Here is a 16,904-nt window from a genome sequence, read left to right as displayed (position 1 = left end):
ACAGCTACATCAGACTGGGCAGTAGGGAGGTGAGGATCGGGAACATCATGATCACGATGATCACGAGAAGGTCAGAGCTCACGAACGGCAGCACGGCCTTATAGACCTCGCTCATTTTCATTGACGCTGGCATGTAGCGCTTGATCACGAAGAGCGACATTCCCATCGGAGGAGTAACTGTTCCAATCTGGATGGCGATGATCATCATCAGCCCGAACCAGATCGGGTCTATTCCTAGAGTCGAAATAATCGGATTGAACAGCGGGATGGTGAGAAGTACAAGCGCAATCGACTCGAGGAACAGGCCAAGCACGATGACAATGACGAGCATGATGACAATGAGCACGTAGCTGTTGTCCGAAAACGACGTCAAGGCTCCGACAAATTCCCGGACGACGCCACTTCCCGCCATCACTTTTGCATAGATACTCGCACCGAGAATGAGGAAGAAAATCATTCCGGTCGAGAGGATCGCCTGTCGAACGCTCTCGACGATGACCTTGATCGACAAGCGTTTGAAGGCGGCCACGGCAATGACAGTCATCACGAGGCCGATGCTGGCTGATTCGGATGGCGTTGCAATACCCGCGATGATCACCGAAAGCGTCGTCGCGACGATCGCGCCGAGGGCCACCATGGCCAGCCACGCTTCGCGGGTCTCTTTCTTGGCGATAGCCGGATCCGCTCCATCATTCGTGGACCCCAAAGCCGATCCTGGCCGTTCTTGTGCCGCCAACTTTGTCGTGGCAGCAGGTTCGGCGCCCCCGAAGAATTTGCTCCAGATAAACACGACAAACGCGTACCCGAGGGCCATCATAATTCCGGGGATAATTCCTGCGATTAGGAGCGGACCAATGGGCACGCCCGCGGTAGCGCCCCAGACGATAACCACCGCGCTCGGCGGCAGAATCATTGCAAGCCCACCGGCACCGAGCACGGAACCTGCCGCAAGCCTGCGGGAGTATCCTCGGCGCAACATCTCAGGTACCAGGGTTCCACCGAGCACGCCGGTAGAGGCAACGGCTGAGCCCGAAAGTACGCCGAATACACCCCCGGCGCCCACAGTTAGATAGGCGACACGTCCACGGACTCGTGCGAACATCAAATCGAGTGCGCGGATGCCTGCCAGGGCGAGCCCCGAGCGAAACAGCAGTTCACCCATCAGAATGAACAGCGGTATCGCCGTCAAGGTGAAGGTAGAGATGCTGGAGGTGGCAGCGAGCACTGAAAGCTGAACGCCCGGCAGCGGTCCGTAAAGCAAGATCGCACCGAGAACTGAAATCGTCATGAGGGCCGCGGCGATGTGGAAGCGGAGCAAGAGCAAGATTGCTAGTCCGCCGAAGAAAATGCTCGCCCACAGTGCGGGAGCAATGTCGATCATGACTTGTCTGCTTCCGTTTGATTTTCGGCCACCGAAGCCTCGATATCCGTCTCAATCTCGGGCTTCACCCAGCGCAGCTGGAAGATGCCGTAGAGCACGAGGCCGATAAAGAACGTCAGCATGGGCACCCAGCGGGGAAGCCCAGTTGTTGAACCAATCCGTATGCCACTGGCAAGGTCGTTATAGAACTGCGTGAATACGAACGCCGCAAAAACGAAACTGAGCAACGCGGTCACACGATCCGACCACTTGTCTAGCGCGAGGTTGGTCTTTGCGAATCGATCAGGGATCACTTCGACGCGCACGTGCCTGCCTTTGAGGGCGGTGTATGCGAGAACAAGAAATACGCAGATAGCAATCGCCATCTCTGTCGACTCGAAAAGGAATCGCGATGGGGTTCGAAGTACGTAGCGAGCAAATACTCCGAGCGCCGTTGCCAGCCCCATGTAGACCAACAGAAGTCCGGAGACCACTGCCGCGGCGGCGACAAGCCGCCGATAGATTGATTTCAACAACTGAGCTCTCCCTTGAGCGAATGGGAACAGGCCGGGTAGAACCCCTACTGGGTGGCGTAGAGGTCCTTAAGCTCTTGAACGCGCGGTGAGAGTTCAATCAACCGGTCCCAGAGCGAGCCGCGCGCCTGCTCGGCGATGCGCTCTTGGGCTGCATCAGACGGAACAAGCAATTCCTTGCCGTCTGCCTCCCACTGCGCGTGCTCCTCTTCAAGAAGGGGACCAAAGATGTCGCTGAGGTGACCCTCAGTCTCTGCCATCGCTTCGGTAAGCACGGTTTGAGTCTCCTCATCCAGCGAGTTCCACGTGTTCAGGTTCATCAGAATCGGGTAGCGCACGTAGATCAGGTCAGCCATGAGCGATGCCTTGATCGGTTCGGCGATTCCGAGCTTGTACATACCGACGTTGCCGGCAGCAAAACCATCGATCGCGTTGCGCTCCATCGCCGTGTACACCTCAGAAATGGGTAGCGTCACGACTTCCGCACCGAAAGCCTCAACTGCCGGCTGGGCGGTCTGTGCGGATCGCATCAGCAGACTGCTGAGGTCGAGGTTCTCGATATCGAGTTCTTTGTAGCGCGGCCCGAAGTGCATGATGAACGACATGTCGTGAATTGAGTTGCCTAAGAGGTGGAATCCTGCCTCTTCATGCCACGCTTGCTGCAACTCGAGAGCACCATTTTCACGGTCCTCAGCTGGGCTAGTTGGCGCGACGTCGAAGGCACCGGCTTCGGGAACCACCTGGGTGTAGTAGCACGAGCACACACTGGCGATGTCTACCGCACCGAGTTGCACGGACTCTGCCGCGTCGTTCGGGGCGATCGTCTCAGGGCCACCTATGTAGTCGAAGCTGATCCAGTCAGCTTTGCTTTCAACCAGATCGACGAACTCCCACAGTGCAGCATTTTCAGGAGCGTCTTCGACTTGAGTAGTCGAGAGATTGAGCACGACTGGGGTGCGTTCTCCATCGGGTGTCGTTCCCCCGGGAGTTGATGCACATCCTGCCGCCACGAGAGCTAGTGCAGTGATGCCAGCGACAAAGGTGCCGCGGCGCAGGTTTCTAATAGGAATGTTCGACATTGAACGCCTTTCGCGAATCTAACGTGAGGTCCACCGAACGGCAGATCTTTTCAGGATTGAACGATCGTAACACAATCCTACGAAATCGCATTTTCGGGACCCGATTCACGTGATTTCTCTGCACTCGCGCGAGAAGCAGTTCAGAGCGATGAGCGAATTCCGAGGGCGGAGTTCTATTCTGATTTGTCGCTCCTCATCCGCTCAATTCTTGAGCGGTCAGAAACTTTATTGTTGTTCTGATGTCGGCACGGCGTGTAGGTTCGTCGCGACTTCAACAAGACTGCCCTGTTGTGCTACTCAGACTTTCGGCGCAAAACAGCGCCAGAACCCTCTATCGATCGAACACCAGCCTCCCGTCAGGGTTACTCGGGCATACTGAACACTCACCATCCTTGACTTGGAGCCTCATGCGCAGCCTCAACGTAAACAAGACCGCCGTAGCCCTCTTTGCCGGCGCCACCTTGGTAGGAGCGCTCGCCGCATGCTCCTCTCCCGCCACCGGAACCGATAACTCTGTCTCGGATGCCGTGACTCCCGCAGCGGGCGGCGACTACACCGACGGCAGCTACACCGAAACCGGTGACTACATCTCGCCAAACGGTGCCGAGCAAGTAGAAGTCACCCTCACCCTCGCAAGCAACGTCATTACCGATGTCACCGTTGTTGGTTTCGGCGAGAGCCCCAACTCCCAACAGTTTCAAGGCGAATTCATCAACGGAATCGCTGCCGAAGTTGTCGGCAAGAACATCGACGAGCTCTCCGTCGATAAAGTTGCTGGCTCATCGCTCACCAGTGGCGGATTCAACAACGCCGTCGCTGCGATCAAGGCGGATGCTCTCGCCGAGTAACACGTTCGATGCAATCGGTGCGCCCTGGCAAATTGACACCGCCCTGCCCCTCAGCGCCGACACTGAAGCTGCCATCGCCGAACGAATCGAACAGTTCGATCGAACATACTCACGCTTTCGCGAAGACTCCCTTGTCACCGCACTAGCGCGCACCCCCGGCACCTACACATTTCCCGCGGATGCCCCACCACTCTTCGATCTTTACCGCCGGCTCTACGACGCGACCAACGGAGCAGTAAGCCCGCTCGTTGGCCGCGCCCTCGAAGAACTCGGCTACGACCGCACCTACTCGCTGCGTCCAAGCAACATTCGCACCCGCGTGCCCGAATGGCACGAAGCGATCAGCTGGAATGGCACTGAACTCACCACCCTCACCCCCGCTGTGCTCGATGTGGGAGCCGCAGGCAAGGGCTACCTCGTCGACCTTGTGACCGAAGTGCTCGCCGCCCACGGAGTCACCGCCACAACAGTGGATGCGAGTGGAGACCTGCTTCACCGAGGCGAAACGCCGCTGCGGGTTGCGCTGGAACATCCACTCGACACCACCAAAGCCATCGGCGTTGTTTCGGTGCGCAACCAAGCGATCTGCGCCTCAGCTCCCAACCGCCGGGCCTGGGCCGGATTGCACCACATTCTCGACGCGCGCACCGGGCTGCCAACCGACCGCATTATTGCGACGTGGGCAATTGCCGCGACAGCACTCGAGGCTGATGGGCTCGCTACCGCGCTCTTCGTGGCCGAGCCCTCGGCCCTCGCCGCCGATTTCGACTTTCAGTGGGTGCGCATGTTGTCTACGGGACGAGTAGAGTACTCGCCAGATATCGACGGAGAACTGTTCCTATGAAACGTTGGTTAGATCGCAGCCTCGGCGCACTCGCGATGTACAAACTTGTCTGGATATCGCTCGCGATCCTGTCGGTTGCCGCAATAACGTTGGCATTCTTGGATCTCATCTCCCCCGACCCTTTTGCGCTTCTCGCGAGCCTCCCTGTTGCTGTCGGATTCAGTTACCTCGCCAGCGGGATTGGCGCGCGCATAGTCCGCCAGCGTGCCCACCTCGAGTCGGCGCTCATCACGGGACTGCTCGTGTTTTTCATCATGGCCCCTAGCCTTGAACCGCTGGGCCTGCTCGGCATCGCTCTCGCCTCGACCATTGCTGGGGCATCCAAATTTCTCATCGCATTCCGCGGGCGCCATATCTTCAATCCGGCAGCGCTTGGGGCCTATGTCTTCATCTTCGCCCCCCTCGGTTTTCCGACTTGGTGGGTGGGAACACCCCTGCTGCAACCCCTCATCGTGGTTGCCGCCTTCCTGATCCTCTACCGCACCCGACGACTCGACCTTGGTCTCGTGTTTATCGTCGTTGCCGCGAGCATCCGCATCGCTCTCACTGTCGCCGGTGGTGGAACACTCACCGACGCGCTCAGCTTCACGTTCGCATCATCGCAACTCATCTTCTTCGTTGGCTTCATGCTGAGCGAACCTCTCACCCTCCCTCCTCGTCGTTGGCAGCGCCTCAGCATTGCTGCAATCGTTGCGTTGCTATTCGCTATCCCCTTCTCTCTCGGGCCCATTTTCAGCGACCCGCTACTCGCCCTCCTTATCGGCAACCTCATCGCCTTCGCATTCACGCAGCGCCGCACCATTCGGATGACGCTCACCGAAACAGAAGAGATAGCCCCCGGCACGTGGGAACTAACTTTTGCCCCGCACCGCCCACTCTCGTTTAGGCCGGGCCAATACATTGAGCTCTCGTTGCCGCACCCCTCGCCCGACCTGCGGGGAGCACGCCGCTACTTCACCATCTCGTCAGCGCCCTCGGCCGGAGCGACCCTGTCGATCACGTTTACGGCACCCGAAAGGTCAAGCAGTTTCAAGGCGGCGCTCTTGGCGTTGCCGCGCGGAGCTGACGTCAATGCCACCGGAATTTGGGGCGATTTTGTTCTCCCCCGAAAAACCTCCGAACCCCTCTTGCTCGTGGCCGGCGGCATCGGCGTCACCCCCTTCGCCAGCCAAATCGCACATTCCCATCTTCACGATGACGAACGTGACATCGTGCTCGTGTATGCCACCTCACGCACCGAAACGCTGCCATTCAGTGGACTCTTCGTCGAAGCGGGCGTTCGCGTCATCGTCTTCGGACCGCAATTGGCCGAGTCACTACCCGCAGGGTGGGTGCTCGGCAGCGAAGGCCGGATGAACGGCGACGCTCTCTCCGCGCTCGTGCCCGACTTGGCCGGCCGCCGCGTTTACCTGTCAGGCCCGCCAGCCCTCGTCAACGACCTCAAGTCGACCCTTCGCGCAAACGGGGCCCGCCGCATCCACACCGACTACTTTTCGGGGTACTAGCCTCCACGCGGGCGACTAGCCACGCAAGCGACGTTTGAGGCTCAGCGCCCGCAGTGCATTGAGGATGGTGACGAGGTCAACGACTTCTTGCAATGCCGCGCCAACCACAGCGGGCAGCGCACCCGTCATCGCAAAGAGCATGAGTCCAATGCTGATGGCGATTCCGATCCAAATGCTTTGCAGAGCGATTTGTACGGTGCGCTGACTGACCTGCACGGCCGATACCACCCGGTGAAGATCGTCGACGAGGATAACGACATCAGCTGATTCGCTTGCCGCCGTTGATCCTTTGGCCCCCATCGCGATGCCGACGTCGGCGGCTCCCAGTACGGGCGCATCGTTCACGCCATCGCCGACCATGACAACCGGGCGCGGAGTTGTCGCGTGCACGAGGCGCACCTTGTCTTCTGGCAGGCACTCTGCATGAACTTCGCTGATGTGTAGCTCGTCGGCGACCTTACGCGCCGTCTCCTTCACATCCCCCGTCAGCATCAGGGTGTTCTGGATGCCCAGCCCGCGCAGATCGCTCAACGTGCGTTCCGCCTCGAGTCGCACAGCATCGCGCAGCACAATCGCGCCAGCGTACTGGTCATCGACGCTCACATAGACGGCAGCCTCACCGCTCGCCAGGTCGACGCGGGTCAGGGTGGTGGCCCGTTCGGCTACGAAGGCGGGCTTACCCACGGTCACCATCTGGTTGCCGATTCGAGCCTGCACTCCGTGAGTGGCTACTTCACGAGCATCGGTGACCTCAGGCAACACGAGAGAACGCTGCTTTGCGGCATCCACCAGGGAAGCCGCGAGCACGTGTGAGGAGTATTGCTCAGCCGCTGCCACCAGGGAAAGCAACTCGTCGGCAGTCCGTTCGCCCTCGGGGCGGACATCGACGACGACGGGGCGACCGCTGGTCAGTGTTCCTGTTTTATCGAAAACGACGGTTTTCGCTCGGGCGAGCACTTCGAGCGTTCCGGCGTTCTTCACCACCACACCGTAGGTAGAGGCGCTCGACATTCCGGCCATGAACGCCACCGGAGCAGCAATCAGCAACGGACATGGCGTCGCAACGACGAGCACTTCGGCGAAGCGCACCGGGTCACCCGAGATCAACCACGCAATGGCAGCCAGGCCGATCGACACGAGCGTAAACGGCACCGCATAACGATCGGCAAGGCGCACGATGGGGGCTTTACTCTCCGCAGCTTCGGTGACGAGCTCAACGATCCGTTGGTATTGGCTGTCGGATGCTCGAGCGCTCGCCTGCACCGTGACAGCTTCTGGCCCATTCACCGAACCGCTCAAAAGCACGTCTCCCGTGACCTTCTCGACGGGCATGCTTTCGCCAGTAAGGGATGACTCATCCACGGCAGTCGTTGCAGAGACCAGCACCGCATCCACCGGCACGATCTCCGAGGGACGCACCACCAGGCGATCCCCCACCGCAACCTCAGTGGCCGGCACATCAACAATGTCGCCGGCTGCCGTCACCTGATGGGCCGTTTGAGGCACCCGGCTGAGCAACGCGTTCAGCTCGCGCTTGGCTCGACCAGCGGCGAAATCTTCGAGTGCTTCACCACCGGTGAGCATCAGCACAATCACGATGCTCGCCCAATACTCGCCGACAACGACGGTGGCAACGATCGCGGTCACCGCGAGTACATCGAGGCCGAACTCGCGCCGCAGAAGTTTGCGCACCATCGAAACTGCCTCGCGGGCGGCAACGGCAAGCGAATAGACCGACAACAGCCACGGAACGACAGCGGATGCTGGTGTCCAGTTCAGTGCGAGACCGACAACGGCGACGACTACCGTCAGAGCGACGAGCGGATAGCGTCTAACGGCTGAGGCAAAACTTGTCATTCTCTCGTTCTACTCTCGTTCGCGGCATCCGACCAGCTAGTGCAGCCTCCCCTTAGCCCAAACTCATCCTGAAGAATGATGTTCGATCAATCCTCAAGGTTGTAGCATTGCCTCATCCAGTAACCAGATGCGTTGAGAAACGCCGGTTCTCACTACTTGAGGAGTGCACCATGCCCCGACCACGTCTCGTCACCCTCGGTGTCGCATCAGTCGCCTGCGCGTCCCTATTGCTCGCGGGCTGCTCATCGACCGGCGAGAGGAGTGGCGAACTCACGTATGAGGACAGCCCGCTATACGTCTACTCGACCGCACTCTACGGCGGAGACAGAGAGAACGACGAGTACATTGCCGAGGCGAATGCTGCTGAGGAGCTGATCGCCGAATGCATGGCCGACGAGGGCTTTACCTATTTGCCGGTGGATCAGACCGACAATTACAGTTTTGACGACAGCGAATTAGCTGACCGAAACACTGAGGAGTGGGTGGCCGCTAATGGTTACGGCTACAACCTCACCGATGAGCAACAGGCTGCGCAGAATGAAGAAGCAGAGAACTACGTCGACCCCAACCAAGACTACGTAATGGCACTTTCCGAGAGCGAGCAGACCGCATACTACGAGGTGTTGCACGGACCACAGCCGACCGAAGAAGAAATGAATGACCCCGACTTTAGCTTCGAACCGCTCGGTTGTTACGGCACGGCCAACTCAGAGGTTCGCGGCGACCAGATTTATTCAGATCCACAGTATAAAAACCTCATCGACTCAATGAGCAAACTGTGGGAGGAGCAGCAAGAAACGCCCGAGATGAAGAAATTCAACGCCGAGTGGTCGTCCTGCATGGCCGATGCCGGACATCCTGACCTCGCAACGAAAGACGCCGTCTACGACTTCATGAATGCCCAAAGCGAAGAGGCGTGGGCCGACGGCGTGGAACTCAGCAAGGAGAAACGCACTGAACTCCGCGACCAAGAAATCGACCTTGCCCTCGCAGACTTCCACTGCAGCGAGGACCTCGATTTCGAGCAGAAGACGCTCGCCGCCCAGTTCAAGCTCGAAGAAAAGTTCGTTGCCGAGAACAAGGCAGAACTTGACGAGATGCTCGCCGCAGCCACCCAGACCAAGTAGATGCCGACCGAACTTTCGCCGGTCTCTCTCGGAGAAGAGAGCGACGTGGCCGCCCCCTCTCGCGCGAGCGGGTGGAAGCGGCTGCTCAACAGCAACCGCGTCATCTGGGTTATGGCAGTAGTGGCCATCGTTTCTCTGCTGGCCGGCGTCTTGTTGAGCAGGTTCATCGTCTCTCCGGGCCAAGCTGCTCAGAACGCAACCGCGCCTGATGCCGGCCTCATCACTGTGCCCGTCGAGAACCGTGAGCTCGCCAACGATGTGACGCTTCGTGGCGATGCTAACTTCGCAGATTCGATTGAGGTCGCTCTAGAAACGGGCGATATCGGTGGCCCTGCAGTCGTCACGGGACAAGTCCCCAAGGCGGGCGCCAGCCTCACGGCGCTTGCGGTAGCCCTTGAAGTTGCTGGACGGCCGGTTATCGTGTTGCCAGGGGACCTTCCGGTCTACCGCACTCTGCGCATCGGCGTTGCCGGGCCAGATGTCGTACAGCTCAAGCAAGCGCTGCGAGCGGTCGGTATCGACGGAGGCAACCCCGAATCGAACCTGTTCGATTCTGCAACGGCGGCCGGCATCGCCGAACTTTATAGCACGGTCGGCTATCCCGCACCTGATTCCCCGGAAGGAACTGCGGAGTCTGTGCGCTCGGCTGAAGACAACGTACGATCGGCCGATGAACAAGTAGCTGCCGCGCAACGCGAGCTTTCTGCGGCAAAGACGGGAGCGCCGGAATCGGTGCGCTTGGCCCAAAACAACCTAGTCAGACAAGCGGATGTCGCGTTGAAGGCTGCCCAGAAAGCAGATCCCCTCGACCCGGCAGAGGTCGCCGACCGAGCAGCAGACTATGCCATCGCCGTGGCGGCACGGAAGGAAGCACTCGCCGCTCCCGACGCCGGTGCCGCGGTAGCTGCCCTCAACGCCGCCCGAGCAGGAGCTTCGTCGGCGCGAGACATGCTCGCGGAAACTCGCAGCGGCACTCTCAGTTATCTCCCGTCGAGCGAAGTGCTCTACCTCAGCGGACTGCCGAGGCGAGTAGATGAGGTCATGGTCACTCGAGGCTCCACTGTCGGGGCCTCCATAATGCGGGTGTCCGGTGCAAGCCTCATCATTGCGGCCTCGGCAGCGGAGAGTGACGCTAAATTGCTCACGGTCGGCGCACGCGCCGTTATCACGATGCCTGACGACAGCGAAATTGCGGCGACAGTAACAAAAGTCGAGCCACGCGACGACGGAAAAGCGCAAGAGGGGGTGCGGTACGACGTAGCTCTTACGCCAGACGCCCTCACCCCCGAACAGCTGCAGATACTTCAAGGCAACAATGTGCGGGTGCAGATTCCCGTCAGTTCCACCGAAGGGAAGGTTCTTGCCGTTCCACTCGCCGCGCTCACGGCTGGAGCGGGCGGAGAATCTCGAATTGAGGTTAGCGAAGAAGACGGAACTACACGGCTTGTAGAGGTCACGACAGGGCTCGCAGCGGAGGGCTATGTAGAGATCATCCCTGTTGAAGAAAAGCTTGATGCTGGGGCCCTTGTTGTGGTTGGCCGATGACAGGACCCGGTGCGATCGAGCTCATTCCTCGCGGCGAGGCGGCTCCCGTCGTCGAACTTATCAATGTGACTAGATCCTTTCCTGGCCCGCCAGAGGTCCAAGCGCTAAGAGCTGTAAACCTGCGCATCAATACGGGCGATTACCTCTCGATTGTCGGACCGAGCGGATCAGGAAAATCGACGATGCTCAACGTCCTTGGCCTGCTCGACAGACCAAGTGTCGGTGAATACCACCTCGACGGGCAACTGACGAGCTTGCTGAGCGAAGATGATCGTGCTGCAGTTCGAGGCGGAAGCATCGGCTTCGTTTTTCAAGCTTTTCACTTGCTGCCACACCGCTCGGTGCTCGATAACGTGCTCATCGCTACCCTCTACAACGGGGTACCCCGCGCCGAGCGTGAAGATCGTGCGCGAGCTGCCCTCGACAGAGTAGGACTGAACCACCGACTAGATTTTTTGCCAGGAACACTCTCCGGCGGCGAACGCCAAAGAGTGGCTGTTGCCCGCGCGGTGGTCAGCTCGCCGCGACTGCTTCTCGCCGACGAACCGACCGGGAACCTCGATGCGACTACATCTGGCGAAGTCATGAATCTCTTCGAAGAACTACATGCTGATGGGCTCACTCTCGTCATCATCACTCACGACTCAGCGGTTGCCGAACGCGCCCAACGTCGTGTTCGTATCGCTGACGGTCAACTAAGCGAGCTCGCGTGAAACTGCCGCGTTGGTTAGCTCGTCTGCCGAGACCCTTCAGTTCCTCTCGCACGCGCGGCACGGCCGCGAAGCCCAAGAACGATGCCGTCTCCGAGATCGTTTCGGCAGCACCCGCTGTGAAGCACAGCGACCGATTTCTGGTGCAGGACCTCATAATCGAGGCGTCTTTTGGCATAGGGGCACGCCCTTCACGGCTCGTAATGACCACTCTCGGCACTGTGCTCGGAATCGCGTCACTTGTCGTCACGATAGGTTTCGCACAAACCGCCGCCGGTCAGATCGCCAGCCAATTCGATGCGGTCGCCGCAACCCAGGTAGTAATCGAGCCCGGCAGCAGTCGCGATGCGAGGGGTGAATCGCGGTCAATCGCACGGCTACCGTGGGATTCAGCCGAGCGCGTCGAGCGGTTAGCAGGGGTTGAGCGAGCCGGGCTGATAGCCGCCGTGCCTCTGGGAGAAATCGCCATCACTGCGGTCCCGGTGAACGACCCCTCCGCGGCAGAGACGCTCAGTCCACCGTTAGTCGCAACCTCAGCATCGCTGCTCGACGCCGTACGCGGCCTCGTGATCACCGGCCGGTATTTCGACAGCGGTCACGACGATCGGGGAGATCGAGTTGTTGTGCTCGGAGCGAATGCCGCCGAAAAAATCGGCATCAACCGCGTCGATAGCCAACCCTCGATCTTCATCGGCGATCGCTCATACACCGTGATCGGAATTATCGCGGGGGTAGAACGACGCAGCGATTTGCTTGATTCCGTCATTCTTCCGCTCGGAACTGCACGCGCAGACTTCGGTCTGCCCTCGCCAGATGAACTGCAGATTCAGATCCAAGTTGGTGCTGGCGATCTCGTCGCCAGACAGGCACCAATCGCGCTAGACCCCAACACACCAGAAAACTTCACCGTGCAAGCGCCGGCGACAAAGTCAGAGCTCCAAGAGAGCGTGCAGGCCGACGTCAACATTGTCTTTCTGATTCTGGGCGCGATCGCGCTGCTTGCCGGCGGGCTGGGCATCGCCAATGTCACGCTGCTGTCGGTAATGGAGCGTGTCGGCGAGATAGGGCTTCGGCGTGCGCTCGGGGCGACTAAGCGCAATATTGCGTCGCAATTTATTGTTGAGTCTGTGGTCATCGGCCTTCTAGGCGGGCTAATCGGCTCGGCACTAGGTGTATTTGCGGTGGTGATCGTCTCGTTAACACAGGGGTGGTCGCCGGTTCTTGACATCTGGGTCGCGCTCGGCGCCGCCCTCCTCGGTGCCGTCGTCGGGCTCGTCGCCGGTGCGTATCCAGCGAATCGGGCTTCCAATATTGAGCCTATTACTGCTCTGCGCGGTGGGACCTAACTACGGGGTCGATAGGCTCGAAACCATGACTCAACGGCGCTGGCAACAGATCATGGACATACCGCTCACGATTGCGGCAGTCATTTTTCTGATCGCCTACGCGTGGGAAGTAATCGCCAATCTTTCCGGCACAGAAATGCTCGTTGCCGAAGTCGTGATTGCGATTACCTGGGTGGTGTTTGTTGTCGACTACCTCGTTAACCTCATCTTGGCCGAACGGCGCTGGTTGTGGTTTAGGAAGCACCTGTTCGACCTGCTCGTCGTCGTGCTGCCCATGTTGCGCCCGCTGCGCCTGCTGCGCTTGGTGACACTGCTGAACGTGCTACAAAGACGCGCGGGAACTGCCGTACGAGGTGGTGTTCTGACGTACGCCGTTGGCTCGTCACTGCTTCTCGTATTTGTTGCCGGACTTGCCATTCTGGATACCGAGCGCAGCGCTGACAGCAGCCAAATCACTAACCTCGGTGACGGAATCTGGTGGGCGTTCGTCACCATCACGACGGTCGGTTACGGCGATATTTACCCCGCGACAACGCTTGGTCGAGTCATTGCCGCTGGCGTGATGGTCGCTGGCATCGCCCTCCTCGGTGTGGTCACGGCAACCCTAGCTTCGTGGATCGTGGAGCGCGTTGCCGCCCAAGACGAACTCTCGCACGTCGCCACGCGCCGCGAAGTGACCGACCTCACGAAGCAGGTGGCTGAGCTCAAGCACGTGCTCCTCGAACACGCGAGTCAGGTGGCCGCGTCATCAGGAACGCCTGCGCCGACGGACGCATCCGACCCATCCCCCAAGCAACATCCACTCTCCTAAGCTGGCGGGATGAAACCGAGGTAGTTACCGCGGCAACCGAATCTCTACCGTGCCGTCTACGACGCGGCTCTCGAAACGCGGCTGCGGACTAGTCGCTGGCCCGTGGATCACTTCGCCCGTTTCAAGCGAGAACGCACTCTGATGCCACGGGCACTCCACGCACGCGCCTCCCGGGGTGGAATCGTCGCCAACGACGTAGCCGTCGTGGAGTTCAGCTCCGAGGTGGCTGCAGGTGTTCGAGAGCACCGAGACCCGGTCTCCGCGACGGAAGACCACAACCTCGGTATCGGCGACAACGCGCTTCTCTAGATTGCCATCCGCGAGCTCGGCAAGCGGCGCTAGCTGCTGCCACCCGTGGGGAAAGGTTGCCTCGACGTCTGGAGCGTGGTTGACACCTGCACCTTGGCGGTAACTCAAATGTCCACCGAGATAGCCACCGCCAGTCGCAATGGCCAGTCCTGCGTAACTCAGAACCTTGCCACTCGTGTGCTTGCCGCGAGAGCGCTGCACGAAGGATGCCGCGAAGAGGCCCGTCGCCACAACATTGACCGCGGCGTGCACGATGCCGACGCGCTGTTGCTTCTCGTCGAGCTTCGACCAGTCCGCAAAGCCCGCAACAGCCGTTCCGCTTGCTCCCAGCACGCCTACTCCGACCAGTGCGCGCGACGCTTGCTCGGTGCCAGGCAGAGTGTCGAGCACACCAGCCGAGATCCATGCACCGAACGGAACGTGTACGCCAAGCGGATGCACGGGGTGCCCAATCGGCACGCCGTGGAGGAAGTCCCGCAACCACCGAGGGCGAAGAACTGTGTCCACGACGCCGCGCGTCTTTTCGACAGCGGGATCTAGCGCAGTCGCCTCTTCTAGGCGGTCAACGTTTCGCAGTACTGGTAGTCGTTTCATCAGAGCCTCGTTCCTCTCAGCGTGTGGTTCTTTAGAGTGCTAGACCGTGACTGACTCAGAGGAACCAGTCTGAGGCTCACCCCCGGAGACTTTCGCGGCAAGTGCACCGACCAGGATCGCGACCTTGCCGGGGCTCTCCCAGTACTGCGCCGAATCAGCCTTCACGTGAATGAGCACGACCGAGGGATCCGTCTCGCCACCGTCGAACCACACGTCGGTAAACGTGTTCCAGAGTTCCGTCTTCTTCGCCTGATCGCGCACGATCTCGGCCGTGCCTGCGAGCGACAGCCACTGCGCGGAGCCGGAATAGGAGACGTTCACGTGAGGGTGAGCCTGAAGCTGCTGAACGGCATCCGCGTTCTCTGAGGCAAGGAACCAGCAGTCTCCGTCGAAGCTCGCTTCCTGAACCGTCATGGGGTGACTATGGAGAGCACCGCCCGCTTCGACCGTGGTCAGCATCGCAATGCGCGTGCTCTTCATGATGGAACGGATAGTGTCGAGCTGGTCTGCTGTTGCGTGATCGTGAGCTGGCATGGTCTCTCCCATTCGGCGACGGTTGCGCAGTTGTGCTGCGCTGTCGACGCTAAGCAGCAACCCTCAATGCTGGCCGAAAGCTAGCCGAGCGTTCAATGAGAGTGACGAGCCGATGTTGGCGCACAGAAACTCGCGCTCGGCGGGGTGGACCTAATCCTTCTTATTGCCCTTGTCTTCCTTTTCGTCTTTTTCCTTATCATCGCCTTCGCCTTTGCCCTTGCCGTTACCGTTACCGTTCGACGTTTCATCCGCTGGATCGGTAGTTGGAGACGGGTCAGGTAATGCCGCAGTAAGGTCGGCGCGCACGAGGTCGAGAGAAGCTTGAATTCGGGCGCTCCGCTCAGCTCCAATGGCACCGGTCGAGGTGTTCTCGTTCAGCTGGCCTTGGAGAACGTCGAGGGCGGCCAGGGCTGCCACTGGGTCACCCGCCGCCGCAGCGTCGGTCACTTCTGCAACTGATGATTGCAGCAGCGATGCCGCGTCAGAATCGAAGTCGGGCGAGGTTGGCGCACAGGCACTCAACGACACAGCGAGCACCAAGGCAGCGCCGGCCGCGACGATGCTGCGCGGGAGGCTGAGATTTCTGAGGTTCATGGCTCCACGCTTTCTTGGAGTTGCTCGAGGTGAGTTCCCAGTTGTCCAGGAACTGCGGGGTAGCTGGGCGACGCTGGATCTGATGGGGTTGCCAGTTGATTCTGAGCAGTTGACCACGCGGCTGCACCGACGGCCAGCACGAGAACGGTCGCCGCCACGATACCGAGGCGCTTGACGCCGTCACGACTTAGCCTGACGTTTCTTTTCGGCGCTGCGGAGGATGCCGCTGTCGATGATGCCACTGCGGGCGATTCCTCCGGCACTGCCCACGCTTCTGTTGCTTGCGTCTCCACTCGGGCATACGCCTTCGTGGGTTCGAGAACTGTTGCCTCATTCACCCCGCTCTCAGACTGAACGAGCGCACGGGTGGGCTCACCTTCGATCGCATCCATGCCCTCAGATGAGTACGCAAGCGTCCTCAATGAGACAGCGATGTCCATCGGAAGCGGTCGCTGCTCGGCATCGAGTGTCGTCATGGTGACCAGCAGTTTTCGCCACTCTTCGCTAAGGCCGTCCGGCACGCGGGGGGAGGTGTTGAGCCGCGCACCGATCGTCTCGACCGCGCTGCCGGGAAACGCAGCCTGACCTGTCAGCGCTTCGAGCAAGACGAGTCCGAGCGAATAGACATCGGAGGCCCCCAACGCTTCACTGCCGCGGGCTTGCTCGGGGCTGAGATAGCTTGCGCTACCGATGATGGTTCCCGTCGAGGTCATCTTCGTGCCATCGACAAGACGTGCAATCCCAAAGTCTGCAAGCTTCGCGTGAAATTGGCGGTCGGGAAGTTCCGAAGTCGCTAGCAGGATATTGGCTGGCTTGACGTCGCGATGCACGACGCCACGACCATGCATGTAATGAAGTGCTTCTGCAATATCGGCACCAAGGTGCGCGACCAATGACGGCGACAAAGGAGCCGTCATCGCCTCACGCAGATTGGGGCCGTCCACGAACTCCATGACGATAAAGACACGATCTGTGGCTTCAGCCGTCTCGGATGCCGCATCAAAGAGAGTGACTAACGCGTGATGGTTGAGCGCGGCGAGAGTCTCTACCTCGTTACGTTGTCTGCGGATCTCATCAGGGTTTGCCATGCCAGGCAGCATCAGTTTGAGCGCGACTTCCCTCGGAAGCGACTCATCGCGGGCCCGGTAGACGGAAGCCATGCCGCCACGGCCGATCAGACCGGTGATGCGATACCGGCCGCCAATTACCGTGTTAATGAGCTCATCATCCGAGCGAGAGGATGACCGTGAGCGATTGGCTGTTGTCACGCGAACCCCCTTAGATCTGGTGGGAAGAGTTTAGATGAGT

At 59.8% G+C, this 16,904-nt stretch carries 16 protein-coding genes; 8 read left to right on the top strand and 8 right to left on the bottom strand.

The window, feature by feature from the left end; all coding sequences use genetic code 11:
• Positions 1 to 4: 4 nt before the first annotated feature.
• From FFT87_RS05570 to dctP, 3 genes are read right to left on the bottom strand one after another with little or no spacing between them, the layout of a single operon-like run.
• Positions 5 to 1,381 carry a TRAP transporter large permease gene (locus tag FFT87_RS05570; protein WP_219950334.1) on the bottom strand — a complete coding sequence of 459 codons (1,377 nt, stop codon included), beginning with the start codon at positions 1,379 to 1,381 and terminating at the stop codon, positions 5 to 7.
• Positions 1,378 to 1,896: a TRAP transporter small permease gene (locus tag FFT87_RS05565; protein WP_219950333.1), complete on the bottom strand. Its 519-nt coding sequence runs from the start codon at positions 1,894 to 1,896 to the stop codon at positions 1,378 to 1,380. The genes FFT87_RS05570 and FFT87_RS05565 overlap by 4 nt, the downstream gene beginning before the upstream one ends.
• 44 nt (positions 1,897 to 1,940) lie before the next feature.
• On the bottom strand, positions 1,941 to 2,972 hold the full coding sequence (dctP, locus tag FFT87_RS05560; RefSeq protein WP_219950332.1) for a TRAP transporter substrate-binding protein DctP: 1,032 nt from the start codon (positions 2,970 to 2,972) through the stop codon (positions 1,941 to 1,943).
• Positions 2,973 to 3,379: 407 nt separating this feature from the next.
• Here dctP and FFT87_RS05555 point away from each other — a divergent pair, with 407 nt between their 5' ends.
• From FFT87_RS05555 to FFT87_RS05545, 3 genes are read left to right on the top strand one after another with little or no spacing between them, the layout of a single operon-like run.
• Positions 3,380 to 3,820 (top strand): FMN-binding protein, encoded by a 441-nt coding sequence (locus FFT87_RS05555; protein WP_219950331.1) that lies wholly within the window; start codon positions 3,380 to 3,382, stop codon positions 3,818 to 3,820.
• The gene (locus FFT87_RS05550) at positions 3,804 to 4,664 is read left to right on the top strand and encodes an FAD:protein FMN transferase (protein ID WP_219950330.1); all 861 of its coding nucleotides are present in this window, start codon (positions 3,804 to 3,806) and stop codon (positions 4,662 to 4,664) included. The genes FFT87_RS05555 and FFT87_RS05550 overlap by 17 nt, the downstream gene beginning before the upstream one ends.
• On the top strand, positions 4,661 to 6,169 hold the full coding sequence (locus FFT87_RS05545; RefSeq protein ID WP_219950329.1) for an FAD-dependent oxidoreductase: 1,509 nt from the start codon (positions 4,661 to 4,663) through the stop codon (positions 6,167 to 6,169). Before FFT87_RS05550 ends, FFT87_RS05545 begins: the two co-directional genes overlap by 4 nt.
• A gap of 15 nt (positions 6,170 to 6,184) precedes the next feature.
• Here the strand turns inward: FFT87_RS05545 and FFT87_RS05540 are convergent, their stop codons facing one another.
• Positions 6,185 to 8,026 (bottom strand): heavy metal translocating P-type ATPase, encoded by a 1,842-nt coding sequence (locus tag FFT87_RS05540; protein WP_219950328.1) that lies wholly within the window; start codon positions 8,024 to 8,026, stop codon positions 6,185 to 6,187.
• A 170-nt stretch (positions 8,027 to 8,196) separates the two neighbouring features.
• On the opposite strand from FFT87_RS05540, the gene FFT87_RS05535 reads away from it, so the two are divergent.
• The 5 genes from FFT87_RS05535 to FFT87_RS05515 all read left to right on the top strand — a co-directional run bounded on the left by FFT87_RS05535 (position 8,197) and on the right by FFT87_RS05515 (position 13,565).
• The gene (locus tag FFT87_RS05535) at positions 8,197 to 9,153 is read left to right on the top strand and encodes a hypothetical protein (protein WP_219950327.1); all 957 of its coding nucleotides are present in this window, start codon (positions 8,197 to 8,199) and stop codon (positions 9,151 to 9,153) included.
• Complete coding sequence (locus FFT87_RS05530; RefSeq protein WP_255560076.1) at positions 9,154 to 10,698, top strand: hypothetical protein; 1,545 nt, start codon at positions 9,154 to 9,156, stop codon at positions 10,696 to 10,698. It abuts the gene before it with no gap.
• Positions 10,695 to 11,411, top strand: coding sequence for an ABC transporter ATP-binding protein (locus tag FFT87_RS05525; RefSeq protein ID WP_219950326.1), 717 nt, complete (start codon positions 10,695 to 10,697; stop codon positions 11,409 to 11,411). The genes FFT87_RS05530 and FFT87_RS05525 overlap by 4 nt, the downstream gene beginning before the upstream one ends.
• A 95-nt stretch (positions 11,412 to 11,506) precedes the next feature.
• Positions 11,507 to 12,754: an ABC transporter permease gene (locus FFT87_RS05520; protein ID WP_370628579.1), complete on the top strand. Its 1,248-nt coding sequence runs from the start codon at positions 11,507 to 11,509 to the stop codon at positions 12,752 to 12,754.
• A gap of 25 nt (positions 12,755 to 12,779) precedes the next feature.
• On the top strand, positions 12,780 to 13,565 hold the full coding sequence (locus tag FFT87_RS05515; RefSeq protein ID WP_255560075.1) for a potassium channel family protein: 786 nt from the start codon (positions 12,780 to 12,782) through the stop codon (positions 13,563 to 13,565).
• Positions 13,566 to 13,589: 24 nt separating this feature from the next.
• On the opposite strand, the gene FFT87_RS05510 is transcribed toward FFT87_RS05515, so the two are convergent.
• The 4 genes from FFT87_RS05510 to FFT87_RS05495 all read right to left on the bottom strand — a co-directional run bounded on the left by FFT87_RS05510 (position 13,590) and on the right by FFT87_RS05495 (position 16,864).
• Positions 13,590 to 14,468 carry a Rieske 2Fe-2S domain-containing protein gene (locus FFT87_RS05510; protein WP_219950324.1) on the bottom strand — a complete coding sequence of 293 codons (879 nt, stop codon included), beginning with the start codon at positions 14,466 to 14,468 and terminating at the stop codon, positions 13,590 to 13,592.
• Between the two features lie 39 nt (positions 14,469 to 14,507).
• Positions 14,508 to 15,014, bottom strand: coding sequence for a pyridoxamine 5'-phosphate oxidase family protein (locus FFT87_RS05505; protein ID WP_255560074.1), 507 nt, complete (start codon positions 15,012 to 15,014; stop codon positions 14,508 to 14,510).
• A 138-nt stretch (positions 15,015 to 15,152) separates the two neighbouring features.
• Entirely contained in the window at positions 15,153 to 15,596 is a 444-nt protein-coding gene (locus tag FFT87_RS05500) for a hypothetical protein (RefSeq protein WP_219950323.1), read from the bottom strand.
• Positions 15,593 to 16,864 carry a serine/threonine-protein kinase gene (locus FFT87_RS05495; RefSeq protein ID WP_219950322.1) on the bottom strand — a complete coding sequence of 424 codons (1,272 nt, stop codon included), beginning with the start codon at positions 16,862 to 16,864 and terminating at the stop codon, positions 15,593 to 15,595. Before FFT87_RS05495 ends, FFT87_RS05500 begins: the two co-directional genes overlap by 4 nt.
• Between the last annotated feature and the right edge of the window lie 40 nt (positions 16,865 to 16,904).

Source organism: Salinibacterium sp. M195 (assembly GCF_019443965.1).
GTDB lineage: Bacteria > Actinomycetota > Actinomycetes > Actinomycetales > Microbacteriaceae > Rhodoglobus.
The sequence above is the reverse complement of the archived record's forward strand: the minus strand, read 5'-3'. Positions and strand labels throughout refer to the sequence as shown.